The sequence below is a fragment of the Fusobacterium varium genome (genome assembly GCA_021531615.1).
Taxonomy (GTDB): Bacteria; Fusobacteriota; Fusobacteriia; order Fusobacteriales; family Fusobacteriaceae; genus Fusobacterium_A; species Fusobacterium_A varium_C.
Map to the genome: position 1 here is coordinate 1 of JADYUE010000038.1, position 22,560 is coordinate 22,560.

Annotated in this window: 19 protein-coding genes; 6 read left to right on the plus strand and 13 right to left on the minus strand. The window is 29.4% G+C overall.

From position 1 onward, the window contains the following. The 5 genes from I6E31_10090 to ebgA all read right to left on the minus strand — a co-directional run. A partial coding sequence (locus I6E31_10090) for a hypothetical protein (GenBank protein MCF2640314.1) occupies positions 1-994 on the minus strand: 994 nt, incomplete at its 3' end. A 164-nt stretch (positions 995-1,158) separates the two neighbouring features. Further along, on the minus strand, positions 1,159-1,761 hold the full coding sequence (locus tag I6E31_10095) for a sugar O-acetyltransferase (protein MCF2640315.1): 603 nt from the start codon (positions 1,759-1,761) through the stop codon (positions 1,159-1,161). A gap of 100 nt (positions 1,762-1,861) precedes the next feature. Next, positions 1,862-3,247: an amino acid permease gene (locus I6E31_10100; protein ID MCF2640316.1), complete on the minus strand. Its 1,386-nt coding sequence runs from the start codon at positions 3,245-3,247 to the stop codon at positions 1,862-1,864. Between the two features lie 14 nt (positions 3,248-3,261). Further along, complete coding sequence (locus tag I6E31_10105) at positions 3,262-3,702, minus strand: beta-galactosidase subunit beta (protein ID MCF2640317.1); 441 nt, start codon at positions 3,700-3,702, stop codon at positions 3,262-3,264. Between the two features lie 16 nt (positions 3,703-3,718). Beyond that, positions 3,719-6,766 (minus strand): beta-galactosidase subunit alpha, encoded by a 3,048-nt coding sequence (ebgA, locus tag I6E31_10110; GenBank protein MCF2640318.1) that lies wholly within the window; start codon positions 6,764-6,766, stop codon positions 3,719-3,721. A 186-nt stretch (positions 6,767-6,952) separates the two neighbouring features. Here ebgA and I6E31_10115 point away from each other — a divergent pair, with 186 nt between their 5' ends. Then, the gene (locus tag I6E31_10115; GenBank protein MCF2640319.1) at positions 6,953-7,939 is read left to right on the plus strand and encodes a LacI family DNA-binding transcriptional regulator; all 987 of its coding nucleotides are present in this window, start codon (positions 6,953-6,955) and stop codon (positions 7,937-7,939) included. 260 nt (positions 7,940-8,199) lie between these two features. Here the strand turns inward: I6E31_10115 and I6E31_10120 are convergent, their stop codons facing one another. The 6 genes from I6E31_10120 to moaA all read right to left on the minus strand — a co-directional run bounded on the left by I6E31_10120 (position 8,200) and on the right by moaA (position 12,728). Then, positions 8,200-8,655 (minus strand): DIP1984 family protein, encoded by a 456-nt coding sequence (locus I6E31_10120; protein ID MCF2640320.1) that lies wholly within the window; start codon positions 8,653-8,655, stop codon positions 8,200-8,202. A 157-nt stretch (positions 8,656-8,812) separates the two neighbouring features. Further along, complete coding sequence (locus I6E31_10125) at positions 8,813-9,487, minus strand: ABC transporter permease subunit (protein MCF2640321.1); 675 nt, start codon at positions 9,485-9,487, stop codon at positions 8,813-8,815. A gap of 1 nt (position 9,488) precedes the next feature. Further along, on the minus strand, positions 9,489-10,217 hold the full coding sequence (modA, locus tag I6E31_10130) for a molybdate ABC transporter substrate-binding protein (protein ID MCF2640322.1): 729 nt from the start codon (positions 10,215-10,217) through the stop codon (positions 9,489-9,491). Positions 10,218-10,299: 82 nt separating this feature from the next. Then, positions 10,300-11,313 carry a molybdopterin-binding protein gene (locus I6E31_10135; protein MCF2640323.1) on the minus strand — a complete coding sequence of 338 codons (1,014 nt, stop codon included), beginning with the start codon at positions 11,311-11,313 and terminating at the stop codon, positions 10,300-10,302. 11 nt (positions 11,314-11,324) lie between these two features. Then, positions 11,325-11,762, minus strand: coding sequence for an MOSC domain-containing protein (locus tag I6E31_10140; protein ID MCF2640324.1), 438 nt, complete (start codon positions 11,760-11,762; stop codon positions 11,325-11,327). 6 nt (positions 11,763-11,768) lie between these two features. Then, on the minus strand, positions 11,769-12,728 hold the full coding sequence (gene moaA, locus I6E31_10145) for a GTP 3',8-cyclase MoaA (GenBank protein ID MCF2640325.1): 960 nt from the start codon (positions 12,726-12,728) through the stop codon (positions 11,769-11,771). A gap of 318 nt (positions 12,729-13,046) precedes the next feature. On the opposite strand from moaA, the gene I6E31_10150 reads away from it, so the two are divergent. Continuing rightward, entirely contained in the window at positions 13,047-13,766 is a 720-nt protein-coding gene (locus tag I6E31_10150) for a Fic family protein (GenBank protein ID MCF2640326.1), read from the plus strand. A gap of 109 nt (positions 13,767-13,875) precedes the next feature. Here I6E31_10150 and I6E31_10155 read toward each other — a convergent pair whose 3' ends face one another. After that, a complete protein-coding gene (locus tag I6E31_10155) occupies positions 13,876-14,640 on the minus strand; it encodes a toxin-antitoxin system YwqK family antitoxin (GenBank protein MCF2640327.1) in 765 nt (254 codons plus the stop codon). Then, positions 14,630-14,899: a hypothetical protein gene (locus tag I6E31_10160; GenBank protein ID MCF2640328.1), complete on the minus strand. Its 270-nt coding sequence runs from the start codon at positions 14,897-14,899 to the stop codon at positions 14,630-14,632. Before I6E31_10160 ends, I6E31_10155 begins: the two co-directional genes overlap by 11 nt. Before the next feature lie 252 nt (positions 14,900-15,151). Here I6E31_10160 and I6E31_10165 point away from each other — a divergent pair, with 252 nt between their 5' ends. The 4 genes from I6E31_10165 (at position 15,152) to I6E31_10180 (ending at position 22,169) form a co-directional block, all read left to right on the plus strand. Next, positions 15,152-16,594 carry a TolC family protein gene (locus I6E31_10165; protein ID MCF2640329.1) on the plus strand — a complete coding sequence of 481 codons (1,443 nt, stop codon included), beginning with the start codon at positions 15,152-15,154 and terminating at the stop codon, positions 16,592-16,594. Further along, entirely contained in the window at positions 16,578-17,678 is a 1,101-nt protein-coding gene (locus I6E31_10170; protein MCF2640330.1) for an efflux RND transporter periplasmic adaptor subunit, read from the plus strand. The genes I6E31_10165 and I6E31_10170 overlap by 17 nt, the downstream gene beginning before the upstream one ends. Positions 17,679-17,689: 11 nt before the next feature. Continuing rightward, positions 17,690-20,740 carry an efflux RND transporter permease subunit gene (locus I6E31_10175; protein ID MCF2640331.1) on the plus strand — a complete coding sequence of 1,017 codons (3,051 nt, stop codon included), beginning with the start codon at positions 17,690-17,692 and terminating at the stop codon, positions 20,738-20,740. A 1,228-nt stretch (positions 20,741-21,968) separates the two neighbouring features. Further along, on the plus strand, positions 21,969-22,169 hold the full coding sequence (locus I6E31_10180) for a hypothetical protein (protein MCF2640332.1): 201 nt from the start codon (positions 21,969-21,971) through the stop codon (positions 22,167-22,169). The last annotated feature ends 391 nt before the right edge of the window (positions 22,170-22,560 follow it).

A 22,560-nucleotide genomic window follows, 5' to 3' on the forward strand; every position in this document is an offset into this window, starting at 1 on the left:
CAATAGCTTTTACTGCAATTTTATTGTATCTTTCACCAGATTTGTCAATAGCTCTATTTAAGTATCCATTCCATCTTTTTTCATTAGATGCAAAAGCTTTTTCTGGATCTTTTAAAGCCTCTTTAATATTTTTATTTTCTTCCTCAGCCTCAACTTCAGTAAATGTAAAAGTTTCTGTCATATAGTGAGTAAAGTTTTTATTAGGCAAGATTGAGATTGTATCTAATTGGCTAGTATAACTATCTCCAACAATTTTTGTATCCACATTAGAACTATGTGTTATTTTAAATTCTGCTCCATCTTTAATTAAATAGTCCCAAGTATCTCTTCTATTTTCAAAATTAACTTTAACTCCTGTACCAGTTTTTTCAAGAGAATTATTTAGTTTTGTACTCTTATATCTATTTTCGCTATCGCTCCAATTTTGATATTCATTATACATATTTCCTGTCCAATTAAGATTTAAACTTAGTTCTTTTCCAGAAATATTTATAATCTCACTTTTTATTAAAGCACTTCTATTACTTACAAATATAAGTTCTAATTTTAAAGTAAAATCTTTTAAAACATATTTTTGCTCTAATTTACCAGGATAGTAGTTAAAAGTTGCCTCACTTTTAGCAAGATCATATCTCTCTTTAGTTACAGCATTTTCAATACTTATTTTATTAAAAGAATCTGAAAGGTTCACAGCATACTCTTCAGCAATATAGAAAGGTCCAGCAAATCCCCCATATAGTTTGTATTCTTTCACATCTGGTTGATAATAACCATGCCAAGCCCCTAAATCAATAAAGCTATTGATATAGTTTGTTCCACTTTTATCTGTCTCTTTTATTGGTTTAAAATAAGTATACTCTTTAGGATTTCCATGAATATTTAAGATATTACTATAACTTTCTCTATCCAAAGTAGTATCACTATTTTTAGAATTTAAGTTTGCACATGAAGAACAAGCAGCAATGATAGCTAATAATGTAATAATTTTTTTCATACTCAATACCCCTTTATTTATTTTTTAGTTAAGAATAATTTTCACATTTTAAACAACACTTTTTATATTATAATATATATATTTTGTAGATAAAAAAGTCAATTAATATTACAAAAAATAAATTAATTTGTAATTTCCTTATACATAAATAATAGTATTTAACTCTATTCAATATCTATTTTTAACTCTTTGTAGTAATATTTTAGATCCTTTTCTCCTATTTCTCTCAATACTCTACATGGATTACCAACAGCAACTACATTTTCAGGAATATCTTTTGTCACTACACTTCCAGCCCCAATTACACTATTTTTTCCTATTTTTACTCCAGGTAGGATAATTGCCCCACCACCTATCCAAACATTATCTCCAATATAAACTGGGACATTAAATTGAGCCTGTTTTTTTCTAATAATTGGATTTACAGGGTGAGTTCCTGCATCTATAATCACATTTGGTCCAATTAAAACATTATTTCCTATATAGATATCTGTATCATCTACCAATGTTAAATTAAAATTAGCATATACACTATCTCCTAAATGTGTATTTTTACCCCAATTAGCATGAAGAGGTGGCTCTATATAGCAATTTTCTCCAACTTCTGCCAATAATTTTTTCATTATCTCCTCTCTTTTTTTCATTTCACTTGGTCTTGTCATATTAAAATCATAAAGTAGATCTAAACATTCTAACTGCTCTCTCATTATATCCTCATCGTTACTATAATATAGTTTCATATTTTTCATTCTCTCTCTTATATCCATTTTAACTTCCTCTATATCTATAAGTTTAAAAAAAGACTGCACAAATTGACAATTTTAAACTATCAATTTGTAACAGCCTCATTTTATTAATTTAACAAGTTTAATCTTTTAAGCTCTTCTCATATTTATTGTATTTCCATAATGCCCAACCTAGGAAAAGCACAACTCCTCCTACATTATATACCAATGTTAATACAATGCTTTGTCCTTCTGGGAAAATTGCTGCAACAAAGGCTATTGCAAAGATTATCAATAGAACTCCTGTTATAAATAATCCCACTGTTCTATTACCCATTTTAAAACTTCTTTCAAGATGATCTTTATTAAGTCTTAAATTGAAGTATGCTAACATTATGAAAAGTGGTGGCATCAATGAAGTAGCTGCTGTCATATTTATAATTATTCCTAATAATTGGTTAATATCTTTTACTCCAAAACATGGAATTAAAAGTAATGGAATTACTATGAAGAATTGAATCCATGTTGCTCTTACAGGAATACCATGTTCATTTAATTTTACTGTTTCCTTTCCAAAGATCCCCTCTGGTATTTCAGAGAAGAACACTTTTACTGGAGCAGATGTCCAAATCATTAATGCTCCTAAAGCTGATGATAACATAACCAATCCTATAAAGTGATAGATCAATTTAGCACTGATACCAAAATGTGTTCCTAATCCAGCAAATACTTGGAAAATTCCTGAAGTATATGTCAATGATTCACGAGGAGTAAACACATTTACTAATAGTGATCCAACTGAGTACAATCCTCCAATTGTTAATCCTGCCAAAATAATTGTTCTAACAAAAGCCTTTGAACCACCTTTTAAGTCATTTACATATACTCCGATAGATTCAGAACCACCAGCAGCAAAGAATATCCAAGCCATTGTTCCCATAAACTTCCAGTTAAAGTTTGGTGTTACTCTTTCTAATGTTATTGGAGTAACTGGCTCTACTCCTCCAAGTAAAGCCCCTCCACATAGGATTATAAATATAATTGATGTCCCTAACATCAATGAACTTCCAAAACTTGTGATATGCCCTATCCAACTTGCTCCCTTTGTAGAAACCCAAGTTGAAATCGTAAATATTATAATTGAAAGTACTGATACTGTCACTGGTGAGAAAACATATTCATAACCAAAGAATGTATATGAAGCATAAACTAATATACTTGGTAACAATGATGTAAAGTAGAATAAGTTAACAAACCAATATGAGTAAGCAGCTAAGAACGCCCATTTAGGTCCCAATGATGATTTTACCCATTGATATACTCCAGATTCAGAATCTTTATTCAAACTTACAAATTCAGCTATTATAAATACAAATGGTGTAAAGTAGAATAGTGTTGCAAATAAAAATCCAGTTGCTGATGCCATTCCAATCTCTATATTGTTATTGACAACGTTTCTAAAATTAAATACTGCAGCTATTGTCATAGATAACAGTGCAAATTTTCCAATTCTTGCTCTCTCTGTCATTTCTATCCTCCAAACTATTTATTTAAGAAATAATTATCTTCAACAGTAACTCTGATAACTAATTTCTTAGCTCCACCAGAACATTTAACTGCCTCATTAATTTCAACAATAACCATTTCCCCTTGTTTAATTTCATATTTTTCCCCAAATCCATTAAAAAACTCTCTATCAGTTTCATCACTATATTTTTCTACTAAATCTAGATTTTTTTTAGGAGCAATTTCAACCTCTTCTCCCCCTTCTAAGTAGTAGAAAATATCCATGTATCTTCTGTGTCCACAAAATTTTTCCTCTTTCTTAGAATCTGTAATCATGTAAGCTAGAGAATCTCCAATGCTATAAAATACATTCTCTTGAATATTCGGAATATTATTGATTGCCTCAGCACATCTTATCCATTTTTTTCCTGTTCTAAATATACTTTTAAATTCATCAAATGAGCTTAGTCTTAACATTTTTTCCTCCCTACTATTAATATTCAAATTTTGATAGAGTTACTTCATTGTTATTCCATTTATCAAATGGTAATATTGTGAAGCTATATTCAAAATCTCTAAAGAAAACTCTATAGCTATCTAAAACTTCTGATCCCCAAGAGTTAGATCCTAAACCTAATACTTTATGATCTATATTTAATGTTATATAGTCAGCTTTAACTAATTTATCTGTATGTGTTGCCTCATGGATATTTTCTTGTGTATAGTTCCATGCACTAAAATTAAATCTCTCTTTAGCTACAACAAAGATTCCTTTTCCATAATGATTTGTCATTGAGAACCATTTTGTATCTTGTCTATTTCCATTGTCTTGTGGGTATGGATAGTTAAAGAACATTCCATCAACACTGTTTTTGTATACTCCTATAATATTTGATCTACAAGAATCTTGATAGTTTTCTTCAGGTCCTCTTCCATAGTATTTTACAGTTTGGAAATCTTTATTGATTCCTAATTCAAATCCAATTTTTGCAATTATATCATCATAGTTTCCATATTTTTCTCCAGAAACTGTAATATTGATTTGTCCCTCTTGAGCAATTTCATATACATATTTACATCTCATACCAAAATCAAATACAGGTGGTGCAATTAAAGAGTTTACTTCAACTATAACCTTTCTATTTTCCTCTTTAACATCCATATTTCTAAAGTGTTCTTGCATAATTTGTAAGTGGTTAGGATGCCATAAATCGTCATACTCTTGTTCATGGTTATCTATCATAGGTTTAAAGAAATTGATTTTAGGTGTTCTTGCTATAATCTCATTTCCATTATCTATCCAAGAAGTAAGTTTTCCATTTACCTTTGAGAATGTCACTTGGAAAGTTGCCCCTACTATTTTATATTCCAATCTATCTTCTACAACTTGTAATTTTTCAGAGTTATAATTTTCATATTTTAATTCCTCTAATTTTCTATCTTGAAGTTTAAATTGGTATACTCCAATTTCATAATTTTCTTGAGAGTAAAGAGTTTTACTATCTTTTTTAACTCTAAAGTTTACAAAGATCTCTCTTTCATCTTCAGGAATTTCAACTGTTATCTCTGATTTTTCCTCTGGATTTAATCCCTTTATTTTAAATAGTTTTTCTGATAAAACTTCATCTTCAGCAACTATTTGTGCATGAATTGTTATATCATCTAAGTTAGAGAACCAATATCTATTTTCTACTTCATATTTTCCTATCTCTTTTTCTCTAATTTTTACTGGAGATATTACTTGCTTATATTCTGTTAATCCTTGAGTAGGAGTTTGATCTGAAAGTAACATTCCATCCATACAGAAGTTATTATTATTAGGATAATCTCCAAAGTCTCCACCATATCTATAAACTTTTTTATCTTTTATAGTTTTATCTAAGATTCCATGATCGATCCATTCCCAAATAAAGTGCCCTTGTAAGCATCTATGTTTATCAAAAACATTTTGATACTCTTGAAGTCCCCCTGGTCCATTTCCCATAGAGTGTGCATATTCACAGATAACTCTTGGTTTTGGATGTGGATTTTCTCCAAAATGATTCATTATTTGAACTCTTGAATACATAGTACTGATTATATCCACAACTTCAGCATCTCTATCTTCTTCATAATGAACTAATCTTGTATCATCAATCTCTTTTGCTTTGTGATACATAGCTCTTATATTTACTCCATATCCTGATTCATTTCCTAAAGACCAGATGATTATACTTGGGTGATTTTTTTGAGCATGAACATGTCTTTCAATTCTATCAACATAAGTATCTTTCCATTCTATATCATCTGTTATTTTGCTGATATTTCCTATATTTGCAAATCCATGTGATTCTAAGTCAGTTTCAGCCATAACAAATAATCCATAGATATCACATAACTCATAGAATCTTGGATCGTTAGGGTAGTGAGAAGTTCTTACAGCATTTACATTGTGAAGTTTCATTAACTCAATATCCTTTACTGCTCTATCTATGTTTATTGCTCTCCCACTTTCAGGATCATCATCATGTCTATTTACCCCATGAAGTTTTAAATATTTACCATTTACATAGAAAATTCCATTTTTTACCTCTATTTGTCTAAATCCAACTCTTTGAGGAATAGTTTCTTTTACATTTCCATTTTCATCAATTAATTCTAAAATTAAGTTATATAAGTTAGGGTTTTCAGCATCCCATTTTTTAGGGTTTTTTACCTCTTTTGTTATTTGAATATTTTTTATAGAATCAATATCAATATTTTCTATCTTATCTTTAAATATCTCATCTTTTCCATCTAACAATCTATATTGAACAGTGTTATTTTTACTGATTTTTTCACTGATATTTTCTAAAGTAAGATTACAACTAAGTGTCGCATCTTCATATTTTTCATCAAAAGTTGTTTTTATAAAGAAATCATTAACATGAACTTTCTCTCTTCCAATTAAGTAGATATCTCTTAAAATTCCAGCAGTCCACCACATATCTTGATCTTCAATATATGTCGAATCTGCCCATTGTAAAACTTTTACTGATATTAAGTTTTCTCCTTTTACTAAATATTTACTAATATCAAACTCAGCAGTTAATCTACTTCCTTTGCTAAATCCAACATAATTTCCATTTATATATACTTCAAAGTATGTTTCTACTCCATCAAATTTTATTAAAACTTGTTTATCTGTCCAATTATCATTTAAGTAAAAAGTTCTTTGATATGCTCCAGTAGGGTTATCTGTTGGAACAAAAGGAACATCTACAGGGAAAGGAAATCCTTCATCTGTATATTGTAATTTTCCATATCCTTCCATTTGCCAGATACTTGGAACATTTATTTTATTCCAATCTGCCATTTTAGAGTTATAAAACTCTTCTGGAACTAACATAGGGTTTTCAAAGAAATTAAAAGACCACATTCCACTTAATAACATAAACTCTTTACTGTTTGCTCTTTGATAAGTTAATGCCTTTTCAATTGAATCATAAGAAAAGAAATATGCTCTTGGAGCTAATCTGTTTTCATGTGTTTTTTTAAAATTTTCCCAATTTTTATTTTTCATCTTTTCACCTCATGTATTTTTATTTTTTATTTTGTTCTTTTTTAAAATATTTTTTATGATTTAAGTATATATAATTTTTTTACAAAAAGTCAACAAAATTTTTACTAAATTTTTACTAAAAAACATTAATTTCTTTTTTGTTGCATTTTGTGGTATAATATCCTATATAAAATTAGGAGGATTATTATGGCTACTTTAAAGGAGATTAGTGAGATTACTAAGCTTTCACCTTCAACTATTTCTCGTATTTTAAATGAGGATTCTTCCCTTAATGTACAAGAAAGCACAAAAAAAAGAGTTTTAGAAGTTGCTCAGCAATTGAACTATAAATTTACTAAAAAAAATAATAAAAATGTTTCAGCATCAAATGGGAATTTTGTCGTTATATCTTCATTTTCTGAAAAGGAAGAGATCAACGATCCATACTATCTTTCAATAAAATATGGAATTAAAAATGAGGCTACTTTAAAAAATGTCAACGTCTCTTTTTTCTATGAAAACGATTTTTCTACAATAAAAGATGTTGATGGAATAATAGTTATAGGAAAATTTAGTGATGAGAGCTTAGAAATTTTAGAAAAATTTACTTCAAATATTTTGTTACTAGATCAACAGAAAAAAAGTGAAAAATTTGATAATATAAGCATTGATTTAGAAGAGATTACTAAATCTATTCTTACACATTTTAGAAAATGTGGATTTAAAAAAATTGGCTATATTGGAGCTAGAGATTTTGAAGATGTCAAAGATGAGAGAGAAAAGATATTTGTAAATTATTGTATTCTTAATAGCTTAAACTATACTAATTCTCTTTATGTGGGAAATGAGTTTTCTAGCAATGTAGGTTATGAACTTATGACTAAAATGGTAAATGATGGAAATGTCCCTGAGGCTATACTTGTAGCAAATGACTCTTTGGCTATTGGAGTTATAAAAGCTTGTCATGAGAACAAAATCTCTATACCTGAAATGCTATCAATTTTTAGTATAAATGATATTCCTGCATCTGAATTTACCTTCCCTTCTCTTTCAACAGTGCATATTGATTCAGAATTTTTAGGTTCATTTGGTTTAAAATTAATTTTAGATAGATATGAAACTAACCGTCAATTTCCAGTTTCAGTAACTATTCCTACTAAACTTGTTTTTAGAGAAAGTTGTAAAAAATTATAGAGTATAAGCAAATAAAAAAAGAGTTCTTCCTAGAAAGTACTCTTTTTTTATTGTTAAATTTAATTTTTAATTCCCCTATCCCACCCATTTATCAGTTAATGTTTGGTAAAAAAATGTAAACAATAATTTGTACCCATGTAACAATACTGAGTATCTGTTTAAACAATTCTCTCACTCTGTCAAGACTATTATGTTTTTAATGTCAGTTCCCTTCTCCACCGACTAGAGATAACATTCACCCTGATAAATACCTTTATATTTTAATTCTCTAACTCTGTTGTCCAGTTTAACTCTTGAATTTTCATATCAGTTTCCCTTAAAATCTTAGAAAGTTTATCTATCTCCTTTTGTTTTTCCTTGATATTTACTGTACTTAAAATCTTAACCTCTGTATTTGAGTATCTATCTATCTTTTCACTTGCATCTTTTAAAAATTCCCTCTTAATAGATAGATTTAAAGATAGTACATCTCTTTCAGCAATTAAATCAGTAATAGTTTTTTCTCCATAAAAAGTATGGCTATTTGTTTTATTTATTCTTTTTATAAGAAGTTCAAGTTCTGCTAAACATGAGTTTACCTCTAACAATAGATCTTCAGGATTTTCAGATGGCTCTTCTCCCTCTTGAACCTTAGAATTTCTTAAAAGTCTCTCTTTTAATTGAAACAATCTTTTCTTTAAATCAGCTCTGTTATTCAATGCCTCTGCTAATTTCATAAGCTCCCTCCTAAAATAGCCAATATGTAATAAAAAAAGTGCTCACAACAAAACTATCCTTTGATCTGTCAAAAAATAATTATTGGTATAAGCACCTCCCTTTATATTTTATACTTAATACAAGTATAGTATATAAATTTATTTTTAACAATAGTTTTTATAAATTTATCTCTTTTAACTTTAGATTTCTTCTTTTTAGCAAACTGTATAGCCACATTATAATACTACTTATCCAAAGAGATATCAATATTAAAATTGTAGCCTCTCTGTCATTGCCACTTTCAACAGCTGAATATATAGCAGTTGGAATAGTTTGAGTTTTATGAGGAATATTTCCTGCCACCATTAAAGTAGCTCCAAACTCTCCTAAAATTCTTCCCATTCCCAATATGATCCCAGCTATCACACCATTTTTTGCCATTGGAAAAACAATATATCTAAATAGCTGAAAATTATTTGTTCCCATTAGGATAGCCTCCTCTATATACTCCTTTTCAATAGAGATAATGGCTAAATTTATACTTTGATATACTATTGGAAGAGCAACAACAACCCCTGATATTATAGCTCCATATATTGAAAATGTAATCCTTATATTACAGATTTCAAAGAGAAATTTTCCAATTACCCCTTGAACACCAAAAACCAAAAGAAGAAAATATCCTGTTACTGATGGTGGTAAAAATAGAGGCAATGTAACAAAAAACTCTAAAACTACCTTTAATCTTTGAGGAAGATAGCTTTTTATATAAAGAAGTAAAGTTGCTAAAAATGTAGCTATAATAATTCCTATTGTTACAACAAATAGAGAGTTTTTTATTGCAAAATACATACTACATCACAACAAAACCATATTTTTTAAATACTTCTTTATTCTCTCTTAAAAATTCAAATAATTTTTTTACATCATCTGAACTATTTAATATAGCTACTGAATATATCACTTTATCATATGAATTTTCTGGAAACTCCTCTACAACTATTGGATTTTTCATTCTATTTCTATCTGAATTATAGATTACTCCAAAATCAGCCTCTCCCATTTCAACATATTGAACTACTGCACTTACATCTTTAGCATAGACAAGTTTCTCTCTATTTAACTTATCTAAAATTTCAAGATTTTTTAAAGCTGTCAATGTATAGTTTCCAACTGGAGCTGTATCTGGATTTCCTATTACCAGATAAACATCACTATTTTTTAATCCTTCAACTGAATTTACACTGCTTTTACTATATGGACTTTTCACTAAAATCAATGAATTAGATAGAAAATCATAGCTGTTTTCTTTTTTTACCATATTTTTATCCACTAATATTTTTACATTTTTTTGATCTGCTGAAATAAAAAGATCTACTGGTACTCCATTTTCAATCTGTGTTCTTAAAGTTCCTGATCCTCCTAAATTTAAAAGAACTTTATCTCCACTTAATTTCTCATATTCAGGAAGTATCTCCTCTAAACAATTTTTTAAACTAGCTGCTGCACTTACAACAATCTCTTTTGAAAAAACTGAAACAGATAGTAATAAACCTAAAATTAAAATTAATATTTTTTTCATAATTCCCTCTAATATTTACCTTATAATATAAAATTGATAAAGGTACTTTGTTAAAATCTAATGATATATTAAAAAACTTTACTTATTTCCCAAAAGAACAGTGTGGAAAGTGACAAACTTCACAATTTAAACACAAGCCTCCATGTCCATATTTAGCAATCTCCTCAAAAGTTAATTTCTCCTCTGCTAACACTCTTGGTAAAACTAAATCAAATACAGTTCTTCTAGCATACATCACACAACCTGGCAACCCTAAAATTGTCTTATTATCTTTGTATGCCACTAAAAGCATAGCTCCAGGAAGTACAGGTGAACCATAAGTTACAAGCTCCCCTCCAACCTCTTTAATTGAAGTTGGTGTCATATCATCTGGATCTACTGACATTCCTCCAGTACAAATTATAAGTTCAGCCTCACTATTTAAAGCTTTCTCTATCTCTAATTTTATCATCTCTTTATCATCTGGACAAAATACATGTGAAACTACTTCACAATTATACTCTCCAACCTTTGATTTTATAACAGGTCCAAACTTATCTTGTATTCTTCCATAGAACACTTCATTTCCAGTTGTAATTACTGCTGTTTTCTTAGGATAGATCTTTTTAATTGAGATTATATTTTTCTTACAAATCTCCTCTAATTTCTCAATCTTTTTTTCATCTATAACAAGGGGAATAATTCTAGTTCCTGCTATCTTTTCTCCCTTTTTTACAGGGGTATTATTGTGAATTGTAGAGATTATTATCTCACCTATTAAATTAGCCTTTAATAACTCATCTACATCAATAGAAACTATCCCATCTTCAGCAGCAAAAAAATCTATTTTTCCCTCTTTTATCTCTCCAAATGTCAATCCTTCACCAGCAACATGATCTTTTATCCTAATAGCTGCCTCATTTTCATGTAAAGTTCCTTCAGATTTTTCCCATACATATAGATGATCTTTTCCTAGTTTCAATAGTTCAGGAATATCCTCTTCTCTAATTATATGTCCCTTTTTAAAGGCAACCCCTTTAAACTCTCCAGGAACAATCTTTGTTATATCGTGGCATAACACATGCCCAACTGCATTTTTTGTATCTATAATTTTCATTGCCTCATCTCCTACTTCTCTAAAACAGTTACCTTATCCCCTTCACTGATAACTCCACCCTTTAGCACCTTTGCAAAAATTCCCTCTTTTGGCATTATGCATTCTCCAACTCTATGAAAAATCTCACAATGTGAGTGACACTCTTTACCAATTTGAGTTACTTCTAAAAGAACTCCATTAATATCAATCTTTGTTCCTACTGGTAGCTTTCTTAAATCTATTCCTGAAACAATTATGTTTTCTCCAAAAGCTCCCTTCTCTACAAAGCCACCTCTTGTTTTAAAATCCTCTATCTTCTCATGAGATAATAAGCTTACTTGTCTATGCCAATTTCCCCCATGAGCATCATTTTTAAGTCCAAATCCCTCTATCACTTCACAACTGTGAATATTTATCTTTTCAGTTCCCTTTTTTTCACTTATACAAACAGCTATAACCTCTCCTGTCATCTGCTTTTATCCTCCTATTGCATTCATATTTTTTAACTCTTCATCTTTATTCTCTTTGCCAAAAAGATGTTTTTCAGGTTTTTTTAAAATCTCCTGCTCTAAAATTTCCTTTATCTTTTCTTTTTCAATATTTTTATCTAAAGACTCTTTGATATTTGTATTTCCCTTACTATTTAAACATCTTTTAATTACCCCATCTGAAGTCAATCTAATCTTGTTGCATGTCTCACAAAAACAACTGTTAATAGGACTTATAAACCCTATATTTCCCTTACTATTTTTTAATTTATAGTAAGTTGAAACACCCTTTATCTCTTTATAATCTCTATCAAATTCAAAAGTCTTTTCCAATCTATCATATATCTCATTATTGCTTATTCCAGTAAATTTCTTTCCTTGCCCAATAGGCATAAGTTCAATAAATCTTACATCTAATTGGTTTTTTAATGTTAATTTTGCAAGTCCTTCAATAGCATTTTCATTTATATCTTTCATAATAACACTATTGATTTTTACTTCAAGGTTTAAATTTAAAGCTTTCTCTATCCCTAGCAAAACTCTTTCTAAATTTCCACCTCTTGTTATAAGATTAAATTGCTCCCCATTCAAAGTATCTAAACTTATATTAACACCTTTTAAACCTGCTTTTTTTAATTTTTCTATCTTTTCAGGCAATAAGATTCCATTTGTTGTAATATATATCTTTTCTATCCCTCTATCTTTGATTCCTTGTACAATTTCAACTATATCTTGACGTAAAAGAGGCTCTCCACCTGTCAGCCTTATCTTTTTTATATTTAGCTCCACAGCTACTTCAACAATATCAAAAATATTTTCCTTTGTTAAAGTTTCACCACAAACTTTAGATGCAACTCCTTCAGGCATACAATATATACATCTTAAATTACAACTTTCAGTTAAGGATATTCTAAGGTAGTCTATCTCTCTTCCCCAGCTGTCTTTCATCATTACTCTCCTATCTTTTTTATTTTAATCCCATCATTTATTATACCTATTTTTTCAGAAATTCACAAATCTTTTTTAAAGTTTTGTTTTTAAATAATTATAAATTATTTTTTATATTTAATTAAATTATCGGACTTGATTAGATAACTAAATTAAAACATTCTATACTTATAAAGAGAATTTTAAAGTTTCTTACAAATGAATTTATTGCTTTATAGAATACAAAATGTTATTATAATTATAAATTATATAATATCCACATAATAAATTTATGAACTTTAAGCATATACATAGTTAAAATAAAAAGTGAGGTGAAAAATGGATAAATTAGAAAAAATATATTCTTTGAAGAATGAGTTAACTAATAGACGTCCACTTTCTCAAAGCGAAATTAAGAGAATAAGAGAAAATTATGTTATAAAAAATACCTATAACTCAAATGCCATTGAGGGGAACACTCTTACTGAAATGGAAACAAGAGTTATATTGGAAACTGGTATCACTGTGGCTAAAAAAACTTTAAGAGAGCATCTTGAAGTAAAAAATCATGCTGAAGCTTTGGATTTTATAGAGGATTTAAAAAATATTCCACTTTCTGAGTATGATATAAAATCTATTCATACTATAATTTTAGATGGAATAGATAGAGTTAATGCTGGAAGATATAGAACTAACAATGTAGAAATAGGGGGAGCTACTCATCCTGTTACTCCAAGCTATCTAATTCCAGAACAAATGTATGATCTTTTAAAATGGTATCATTCAGAGAAAATTACTTTAAACAGAATAATAGAATTTACTTGTAAGTTTATTAATATTCACCCTTTTATTGATGGAAATGGAAGAACTTCAAGACTTATAACAAATCTTGAACTTTTAAAACTAGGTTATCCCCCAATAACTATTCTTACTATTGATAGACTTGAATACTACCAAATTTTGGATAAAAGCTATTATGGAGATTATACTCCTGCATATGATTTTTTCTATGATCATATTATTAAAAGTTTAGAAGAGTATTTAGAATACACAAAATAAAAATTTACTATAACTTATTAGATAGCTAAATAATTCCACAACCATATAAAAAGGAGAATCTGCATCAAGCAAATTCTCCTAATTTTTCAGCTTATTTTAAGTAAGCAAATTATCTCTCTTTTTTTATCTCTCCATCCTCAAAATATGCAGTTCCTAACAATTTACCATTTTCATAGAACATTGTCCAGTCACCATTAAGTTTGCCATTTTTAAAGTTTCCAATAGCATTGACAGAGCCATTTTCATAATATCTTATATATCTACCATTTTTTTCTTGATCTCTATACTCTTCACGAATTTTTATCTCACCATTTTCATAGTAGTATATAGCCTCTCCATTAAGTTGTCCATTTTCAAAGCTTTCACAAAGTTCAATCTCTCCACTTTCAAAATATTTTTTAGATTTTCCATGAAGTAGATTATTTTTAAAAGAGGCGATCTCCTTTATAACTCCATTTGGGTAATAAGTTATTCTATTTCCCTCTAAAGATCCATTTTTAAAAAGTCCTCTAGTTTTAATAGTTCCATCTTCATAATATTTTACCCATTCACCATCAAATTTATCCTTCATAAAAACCATTGATTCTTTCATATTTCCATTTTCATAAAACTGGATAGAATCACCATTTAAGCTACCATTGACAAAAGTATTAGTTTCTTTGACATTCCCATTTTCATAGAATTTTTCATGAACTCCCTCTTTTATTCCATTAACAAAAGGCTCATACTCTTTTATCTTTCCATTTCCATATTTAAAAACAAAAATTCCTGTAAATGGTGTTGTTTCCTCTTCTACATAAGTGAGTCCATTTCTCATTCTTTTTCTAAAAAACTCCTCTTTTCTAATACCTTTTTCTCCTTGTTTATTGCTCATTTTCCCTTTCCCCATTTTCTTCCATATTTTCTTCGACTTTTTTATCTTCTGATTCAATATCTAGTTCCTTTAAAAACCACTTTTTAGCTTTTAAAATAACCACTAAAAAGATAAAATAGTGTATATATTTTAATTCTTCAAAACTCTTTCCAAAAACTTTATCACAAACAAATATTAAAGCTATCCAAAGGATCAGAATTCCAATTAAAACTCCTACAAATTTCCCCCAAATCTTCCAAAAGCCCTCTCTTATTTCCATAAAAATCTCCTTGTTTAATTCATTGTTCACATTATAACACGAATTCTTTATTTTTTAAATAAAAAATCTTTCTTATATTATGAAATTTAATAGATCCTCTCCATTAGAAAGATAAAAAAACATTTTTTATAAAATGCAAATTCTCTCATTAATATGTCTTTTTTTATAAATGAAATAAAAGTTATTCACTAAAATGTCACAATTTTGTAATATAATATTATAGTTATAAATAAAAGTTTTAAGGAGGAAAAAGTGAATAAACTGCTTATAATTATCTCTTCGATTTTGCTAGTTTCTTGTAGCTCTGTGGACAGTGAAAAGAAACAAGCAATTAGAATGAAGAGTTTAGCTGATAAAGAAAATGAAAGTAAAAAATATTTTCAACAATACAACAATACATTGACTTTAGATAGAGCTATTCAATTAAGTGTTGAAAGAAACCTCACTTTAAAAACAAAGACAATTGAACAGGAGATAGCTAAATTAGATAGAAAGATAGCTTTTGGAAATTTTCTACCTAAAGTCTCTTTGGGGTATAGTTACACAATGTTAAATGATAAGATTCTGGGTGAGGCAAAAGATGCAGGTTTGACTGGTTTGCCTTTTAATATTAATCTTCCCTTTAATATTGGTTTAGAAACAAGATTGGTAGATAAAAACCTCTCTCTTTTCAGTGTAAATGCTCAAATGCCTATTTTTGTCCCTGCAACTTGGTTTTTATACAGTGCTAGACAAAAAGGTGAAAATATCTCATCTCTAACAAGAGATTTAACAGAAAAGATGATAAAACTTCAAACTATTGGACAATATCACTATATTTTAGCCCTTGAATCTGAAAAGGAGTATCTAAAACAAGAGCTAGAATCTGCCAAAGAGTTTAATAAAAGTGCTAAAATAGCTTTAGAGGCAGAGGCAATACTTCCTTGGGAATATGAGGGAACTGAGCAAATTGTCCAAATGAGAGAGTATGCTTTAAAACAAAATGCAAGAGATTTACAGTCAGCAAAGATGTCCCTTATGAATAATTTAGATATGTACCCATTATTAGATTTTCAACTTGAAAAACCTCAATACAATGAGGATGTAAAGATCCCAACATTGGAAGAAACTATCTATGAGTCTCTTAAAAATAGTGAGCTTATACAGATTAGAGAGGGAGCAGAGGATATAAGTAAAGATGTAACTAAAATTGCTATTAGCAACTTCCTACCTAAGATTGTTTTAACTGGTGGATACTTTAACACAAGTAATGCTGCCCTTACAGATCCAGACTTTTTTATGGGAACTTTAGGGGGAATGTTCTCTATTTTTAATGGTTTCCAAAATGTAAATGAGTATAAAAAAGCTAGAAAAAATCAGGAGATCGCCTTTATAAAACGTGAAGAGGAGATTATGAAAGTTATCTTTGAAACTGTAAATGCTTACAACAGTTTAGAAAGCAGCAGAGAGGAGAGAGATATCGCTCTTAAAAACTTTGCTGTAAATACAGGTAGATTTAATCAAAAGAAACTTGAAAAGGAAACTGATTCTATAGATAATTGGGAATATATTCAAGGGGTGGCTGAGTTTGAAAAGGCTCTTAGTTTAAAGGAGAAAGCAGAGTATAAATATAGAGTTTCCCTAGCTACTCTCAATATGCTAACTGGAAAAGATATTTTTGCTAAAGGAGAGAAAAAAGATGAAAAAACTAAATAGTAAGATTTTAATAGTGGCAGCAGCTATGTTGTTAGTAGCTGGATGTGGAAAAAGTGATAAAGTTGAAGAGGTAGTTCGTCCTGTAAAAGTTGTAGTTGCTGGTGGAGAGCAAACTACTGAAGATATTGTATTTTCAGGTATTACAGTGCCTAGTAAAGAAACTATTCTATCCTTTAAAATAGCTGGTCCTGTGGCAAATATCAATTTAACTCAAGGGCAGAAAGTGAAAAAAGGTGAAATTGTAGCTGAAATGGATACACGTGATTACAAGGTTAATCTTGAAGTGTACAAAAAGAAGTATGATGCTGCTAAGGCTGCCAGTGATAATACAACTTTCCAATATAATAGAGCTGAAAAGATGTATAAAGGTGGGGCTATGTCTAAAAAGAATTTTGATATGGTAACTGCTCAAAAGAAAGCTGCTATCTCTATGCTGAAAGAGGCTGAGCAAGGAGTGGCAAATGCTACTAATAAGTTGAAAGATACACAGTTAAAGGCTCCATATGATGGGTATATCTCTAAAAAGTTTGTAGATGCTGGAAGTGTAGTAAATGCAGGAACTCCAATAGCTGTAATCACTGCTGAAAAAGCTCCAGAAATCAATATTAGTGTAGCTGGTAAGGATATTAAACTTTTAGAAAATATCTCTGAAGCTCTTTTTATTCCTAATGATACTCCAGATAAAACTTACTCTTTGACATTGAAAGAGATTGGAAAAAATCCAGAGTTTGCAAAGATAACTTATCCAGCAGTTTTTGAGATAAAAGGTGGAGATGATATTAGAGTTGGAAGTAGTGGAAAGGTTATTGTAAAATCAAACATTGATGATAGAAAAGAGATTTTTATCCCTGTGACTGCTCTATTTGAAAACAATGGCAGCAAAGTATATATATTTGAAAATGGTACAGCAGTTGCCAAAGATGTAAAGATAGGAAATCTTAAAAATGATGGAACTATTGAGATTCTTGAGGGGCTAAAAAAAGATGATAAGGTTATAAGTGCAGGGGTTAATAATATAGTTGATGGAGAAAAGGTTAAACTTCTTCCTGAGCCTAGCAAAACAAATGTTGGAAATATAATGTAGAGGTGAGGAAGATGAGTATAATTGATTATTCTATAAAAAATAGGGTTGTAACTATCTATCTTACAGTGATTTTAATAGTTGGTGGAATACTTTCCTATGTGAAATTAGGGAAGTTGGAAGATCCAGAATTTAGGGTAAAAGAGGCTATTGTTTTAACTCTGTATCCTGGAGCAAATCCTCACCAAGTTGAGCTTGAGGTAACTGATGAGATAGAGAGTGCATTGCAACAGATTGGGCATACTGAATATATTGAGAGTATGTCAAAGGCTGGATATTCAGAGGTTAAAATCAAGCTAAAAGAGGATCTAAAAGCTGAAGTTATAGATCAATATTGGGATAATGTTAGAAAGAAGATAAATGATGTACAGAGTAAACTTCCTACTGGAGCACTGCCATCTATTGTAATGGATGATTACGGAGATGTATATGGAATGTTCTTTGCTATTACAAGTGATGGATATTCAACAGAGGAGCTTAACGATTATGTTACATATATTAGAAGAGAACTTCAAGGGCTTTCAGGTGTATCAAAAACAACTGTTTATGGAAAAGTGGACACAGCAGTTGAGGTACTTATTGATAGAGAAAAAGTATCTGCTCTTGGAATAAATGAAAAGTTGATAGTTGCATCTTTCCTATCTCAAAATCTTCCTGCATATAGCAGTGGTATGGAACATGGAGATTTAAAAATAAGAGTAAATATTAATGAGGGATTCAACTCTTTAGATGATATTGGAAACTTAGTTATCTTCTCTAAAGATAATTTAAGAGGTGGAGAAGAGGTTGTACTTCTTAAAGATATTGCAACTATAAAGAAATCTCAAGTTACACCTATTAGAAACAAAATGAGATATAATGGTAAAGAGGCTATGGGGCTTATGCTCTCTCCTGAAACAGGTACTAACGTAATTGATACAGGTAAACAGATTGAGGAGAAGTTACAAGAGATAAAATCTAATCTACCTAAGGGGATTGAGATTGAGAAGATCTACTATCAGCCAGAGCTTGTAACAACAGCTATTGGGCAGTTTGTAAGCAACCTTGTAGCATCAGTTGTGGTAGTTGTTGGGGTTCTGTTATTTACAATGGGAATGAGAAGTGGACTTATCATTGGTAGTGGGCTTATTCTTTCAATTTTAGGTACATTGATATATATGTTAGCAGTTAAGATGGATATGCAGAGAGTTTCTCTAGGTTCATTTATAATTGCAATGGGAATGTTAGTTGACAATGCTATTGTTATTGTTGATGGGGTTCTTGCAGATATGGAAAAAGGTGAGGATAGATACACTTCATTGACTAAAACAGCTAAGAAAACAGCTATTCCACTACTTGGAGCAACAGTTATAGCTGTAATGGCATTCTTGCCAATGTATTTGATGCCGACAGATGCTGGGGAGTATATCTCAAGCTTGTTCTGGATAATGGCTGTTTCATTGGGGCTTAGCTGGGTACTTGCTCTTACTCAAATCCCTGTGTTCTGTGATCTTTTCCTACAAGTTAAAAAGAGAGAAGAAAAAGGGAAAAAGGAGAAGTTCTTTGAATTTTGTCACAATTTCTTAGAAAAGGTTTTAGCACATAGAATGTTATCTCTAGGTGTCGTAATTGGAGCATTTGTATTTTCAATGATACTATTTACAAGATTGCCTATTACATTCTTCCCAGATTCAGACAAAAAAGGTTTTGTTGTCAATCTTTGGTTGCCAGAGGGAACATCTCTGAACAAAACTAATGAGATAAGTAAGATTGTGGGAAATGAGATTTTAAAAGATGAAAATGTAACTGTTGCTGCTGGAGCTGTTGGTGGCTCACCATCAAGATACTATGTTGCAACTATTCCAGAGCTACCTAATGAAAGTTTCTCACAAATAATTGTAGCTGTTAAAGATTTGGATAGTGTAAATAGAGTTGGAAAAAATATTAAGAAGTTTGTAAGTGAAAATATCCCTGATGCAAGGGTTGAGATTAGAAAATATGTAAATGGTATCCCTACTAGATACCCTGTTGAGCTTAGAATATCTGGAGCTGATCCATATGTATTGAGAGAGCTTTCAAAGGATGTTATGGATATTATGAGAAAGACACCTCACACAGAAAATATTCAAACTGACTGGAAAAACAAAGTTTTAACTTGGGCTCCTAAACTTGCTCAAAATGTTGAAAGAAAAAATATGATCTCTCCTATGGATGTGGCTAATTCTATAAGCAAGGCAACTGATGGAGTTACTATTGGTAAGTACAAAGAGGGAACAGAGCTTATGCCAATAGTTATTAGAGAAAAATCTGGTGGACAACAGATTGATGTGAATAGTATTGGGCAGATTCCTGTTTGGGGGCTTGGATTGAAAAATCTACCTCTTAATAAGATAATTGAAAAAGAGGAGCTTAAATGGGAAGATCCTGAAATTCACAGAAGAAATAGAGTTAGAACAATTACTGTTCAATGTGATGTGAAAGATGGACAAACTGCTGAAAGTATTAGAAAGATGATAGCAAAAGAGGTTGAAAAGTTAGATATCCCTGCAAATTACAAACTTGAATGGGGTGGAGAATACTATGAACAAAATAAAAATGTTTCTGCTGTACTTTCATCTGTACCACTACAAGCTATTATAATGTTCTCTATATGTGTATTCCTATTTGCTAGTTTAAGAGATCCATTTATAATATTTGTTATTCTACCACTTTCATTTATTGGAATCGCTCCAGGGTTATTTATTTCTGGACGTTCATTTGGATTTATGTCTATAATTGGAGCTATTAGTTTAAGTGGTATGATGATTAAGAACTCTATTGTACTGATTGATGAGATTAAATATGAGATTAACATTGAGAAAAAGGATCCATATATTGCTGTAATTGATTCTGCTGTAAGTAGAATTCGTCCTGTTTCTATGGCATCTGTAACAACAATTTTTGGTATGTTGCCACTTGTGTTTGATCCACTTTATGGGGATATGGCTATTACAATAGTGTTTGGACTGACTGCTTCAACAATGCTTACTCTATTTGTAGTGCCACTTCTATACACTATGCTTTACAAGATTGAGAAGAAAGCTTAGCTATAAATAATATTATATAATAATAGTACACTTTATTTTAAAAAAATTACAAAATATTTAATAATAATATTAAAATTTAATCTTTGTCACACAATTGTCACAATTCAATGGTATATAATATATATAAAATCTTTCCCCAAGATATTTTATAGATAAAAGGGTTTGCAATTTCGGTTGCAAACCCTTTTTGATTTTTTGGTTATCATTTTTAAAATCTATAATTAATAAGGTTTACAGAAGTTCCATTCTTCCACTTCTGCATCTCAAAAATAGTAGTCACTAAAGCTCCTCTATTTTTGGAAACCCTGATTTTACTCTTAATATTTTACCCGTAAGAACATCGTAAGAACACTCTAAGAAAAAATTAAATTTTTGAAACAGCACATTTTATAAGACTTTGAACACTGGAATAAAATTACACTAAAAATCTGTAAGAAGATTTTTTTAATTTTTTTAATAAAAATAACCTTCTATTATTATTTCAACACAAAAATATATTTAAAATATTCACCAACTTAATTTACAAAACTTTAATACTTTATATTTTTTTATTTAAAAGAAATATACAATAATTGCTTTAAATTCCAATAGTTATGTAATCACAAAAAATCCCCAGTATCTCTACTGAGGATCCTTTATAATTTACCCTAGAATTCCCATCTAAATCCTAAGTTAGCTTGCCATTTGTTTTCAACTGTTGCTTCTTCTGTTCTTTGGATATCAACATACATAATAAATTCCTCCCAGTTAATTTAGACTTCTTCAATATAGTATATACCCCATAAATGTTATTTTAGCAACCTATTTTTTTTATTTTTTTCATTTAAAAACATAAAATTATAAGAAATCGCTATTTAAGTATAATTTTTTCAAAAATTCAATAAAAAACTTATCTCTTAACCAAATCCACTCAAATAATTTCAAATTCTAATAAAAATCAAAAAAACAGTTGATTTAATGGTTGTAATAGGCTATAATAAAAATATAGATTTTTAATTATTAGAAGTTTATCTAACTTTCATCTTTGTTTTACATTTCACTTAAAAAAACATTAGCAGAAAATTTATTAAAAAATTCATAAAAATACAATTAATAGAAAACTTAATAATCAAAAAATATTTTGATAATTTAAGTTTCATTTTGTATTGTATATAAATTTAAAATTTTAAAAGTCCTCATAAAGATGAGGGCTTTTCTTTTTAGAGATAATATAAAAAGTTTAAATACTGTGACAATACATCAAATAAGATTGCTATCAAGTTGTTCTAATATTAATCCTTGGTTATTGGATGAGATAAATAAAAAAGAGGATGATAGAGTATATATTCGTTTTCCTATAAATGAATATAGCAAAAAGACAAAAACTGTAAATGCTGTGGAGATTATACCAATAGATATTTTTCCTAATTGTTCTGAAGATGATGAATAGTTTTAAAAATATATATTTTTAAAATAATGAAAAATTTTTAACAAAAAAGTGAAAATACTATTATTTTATTTGTAATATGGGTAGGGGGGTGGAAATTTTGGTAACACTTTTGATTTTTAGGCTTAGAAAATATCATTATTTCTTTAAAAGAGAGTGAAATTACTTTGGTAACACTTGCATTTTGGAATTTGGATTTATAATTAGAAATTAACAATATTATCAGGTGTTACCAAAAAATGGTGACAAAGTGGTAACACTATGGTAACACTTTTTATAAAAAGGAGTTGAAAAATGGCTTTAAAAGTGAAAAAAATAAGAAAAAAAGCAAAATTTATAGAGGCAAAAAAAGAGGTTGAAAGCTATATTTTGAAGGTTATAAAGGGGCTTTCTG

Excerpts from the sequence above, each read along its gene's own strand:
- I6E31_10170 (MCF2640330.1), top strand. The coding sequence starts at position 16,578 with ATGAAAAAACTAAATAGTAAGATTTTAATAGTGGCAGCAGCTATGTTG.
- I6E31_10140 (MCF2640324.1), bottom strand. The coding sequence starts at position 11,762 with ATGACAGGAGAGGTTATAGCTGTTTGTATAAGTGAAAAAAAGGGAACT.
- I6E31_10160 (MCF2640328.1), bottom strand. The coding sequence starts at position 14,899 with ATGGAAATAAGAGAGGGCTTTTGGAAGATTTGGGGGAAATTTGTAGGA.
- I6E31_10100 (MCF2640316.1), bottom strand. The coding sequence starts at position 3,247 with ATGACAGAGAGAGCAAGAATTGGAAAATTTGCACTGTTATCTATGACA.
- I6E31_10155 (MCF2640327.1), bottom strand. The coding sequence starts at position 14,640 with ATGAGCAATAAACAAGGAGAAAAAGGTATTAGAAAAGAGGAGTTTTTT.
- I6E31_10125 (MCF2640321.1), bottom strand. The coding sequence starts at position 9,487 with ATGTATTTTGCAATAAAAAACTCTCTATTTGTTGTAACAATAGGAATT.
- ebgA (MCF2640318.1), bottom strand. The coding sequence starts at position 6,766 with ATGAAAAATAAAAATTGGGAAAATTTTAAAAAAACACATGAAAACAGA.
- I6E31_10175 (MCF2640331.1), top strand. The coding sequence starts at position 17,690 with ATGAGTATAATTGATTATTCTATAAAAAATAGGGTTGTAACTATCTAT.
- I6E31_10135 (MCF2640323.1), bottom strand. The coding sequence starts at position 11,313 with ATGAAAATTATAGATACAAAAAATGCAGTTGGGCATGTGTTATGCCAC.
- I6E31_10105 (MCF2640317.1), bottom strand. The coding sequence starts at position 3,702 with ATGTTAAGACTAAGCTCATTTGATGAATTTAAAAGTATATTTAGAACA.
- I6E31_10115 (MCF2640319.1), top strand. The coding sequence starts at position 6,953 with ATGGCTACTTTAAAGGAGATTAGTGAGATTACTAAGCTTTCACCTTCA.
- modA (MCF2640322.1), bottom strand. The coding sequence starts at position 10,217 with ATGAAAAAAATATTAATTTTAATTTTAGGTTTATTACTATCTGTTTCA.
- moaA (MCF2640325.1), bottom strand. The coding sequence starts at position 12,728 with ATGAAAGACAGCTGGGGAAGAGAGATAGACTACCTTAGAATATCCTTA.
- I6E31_10120 (MCF2640320.1), bottom strand. The coding sequence starts at position 8,655 with ATGAAATTAGCAGAGGCATTGAATAACAGAGCTGATTTAAAGAAAAGA.
- I6E31_10095 (MCF2640315.1), bottom strand. The coding sequence starts at position 1,761 with ATGGATATAAGAGAGAGAATGAAAAATATGAAACTATATTATAGTAAC.
- I6E31_10150 (MCF2640326.1), top strand. The coding sequence starts at position 13,047 with ATGGATAAATTAGAAAAAATATATTCTTTGAAGAATGAGTTAACTAAT.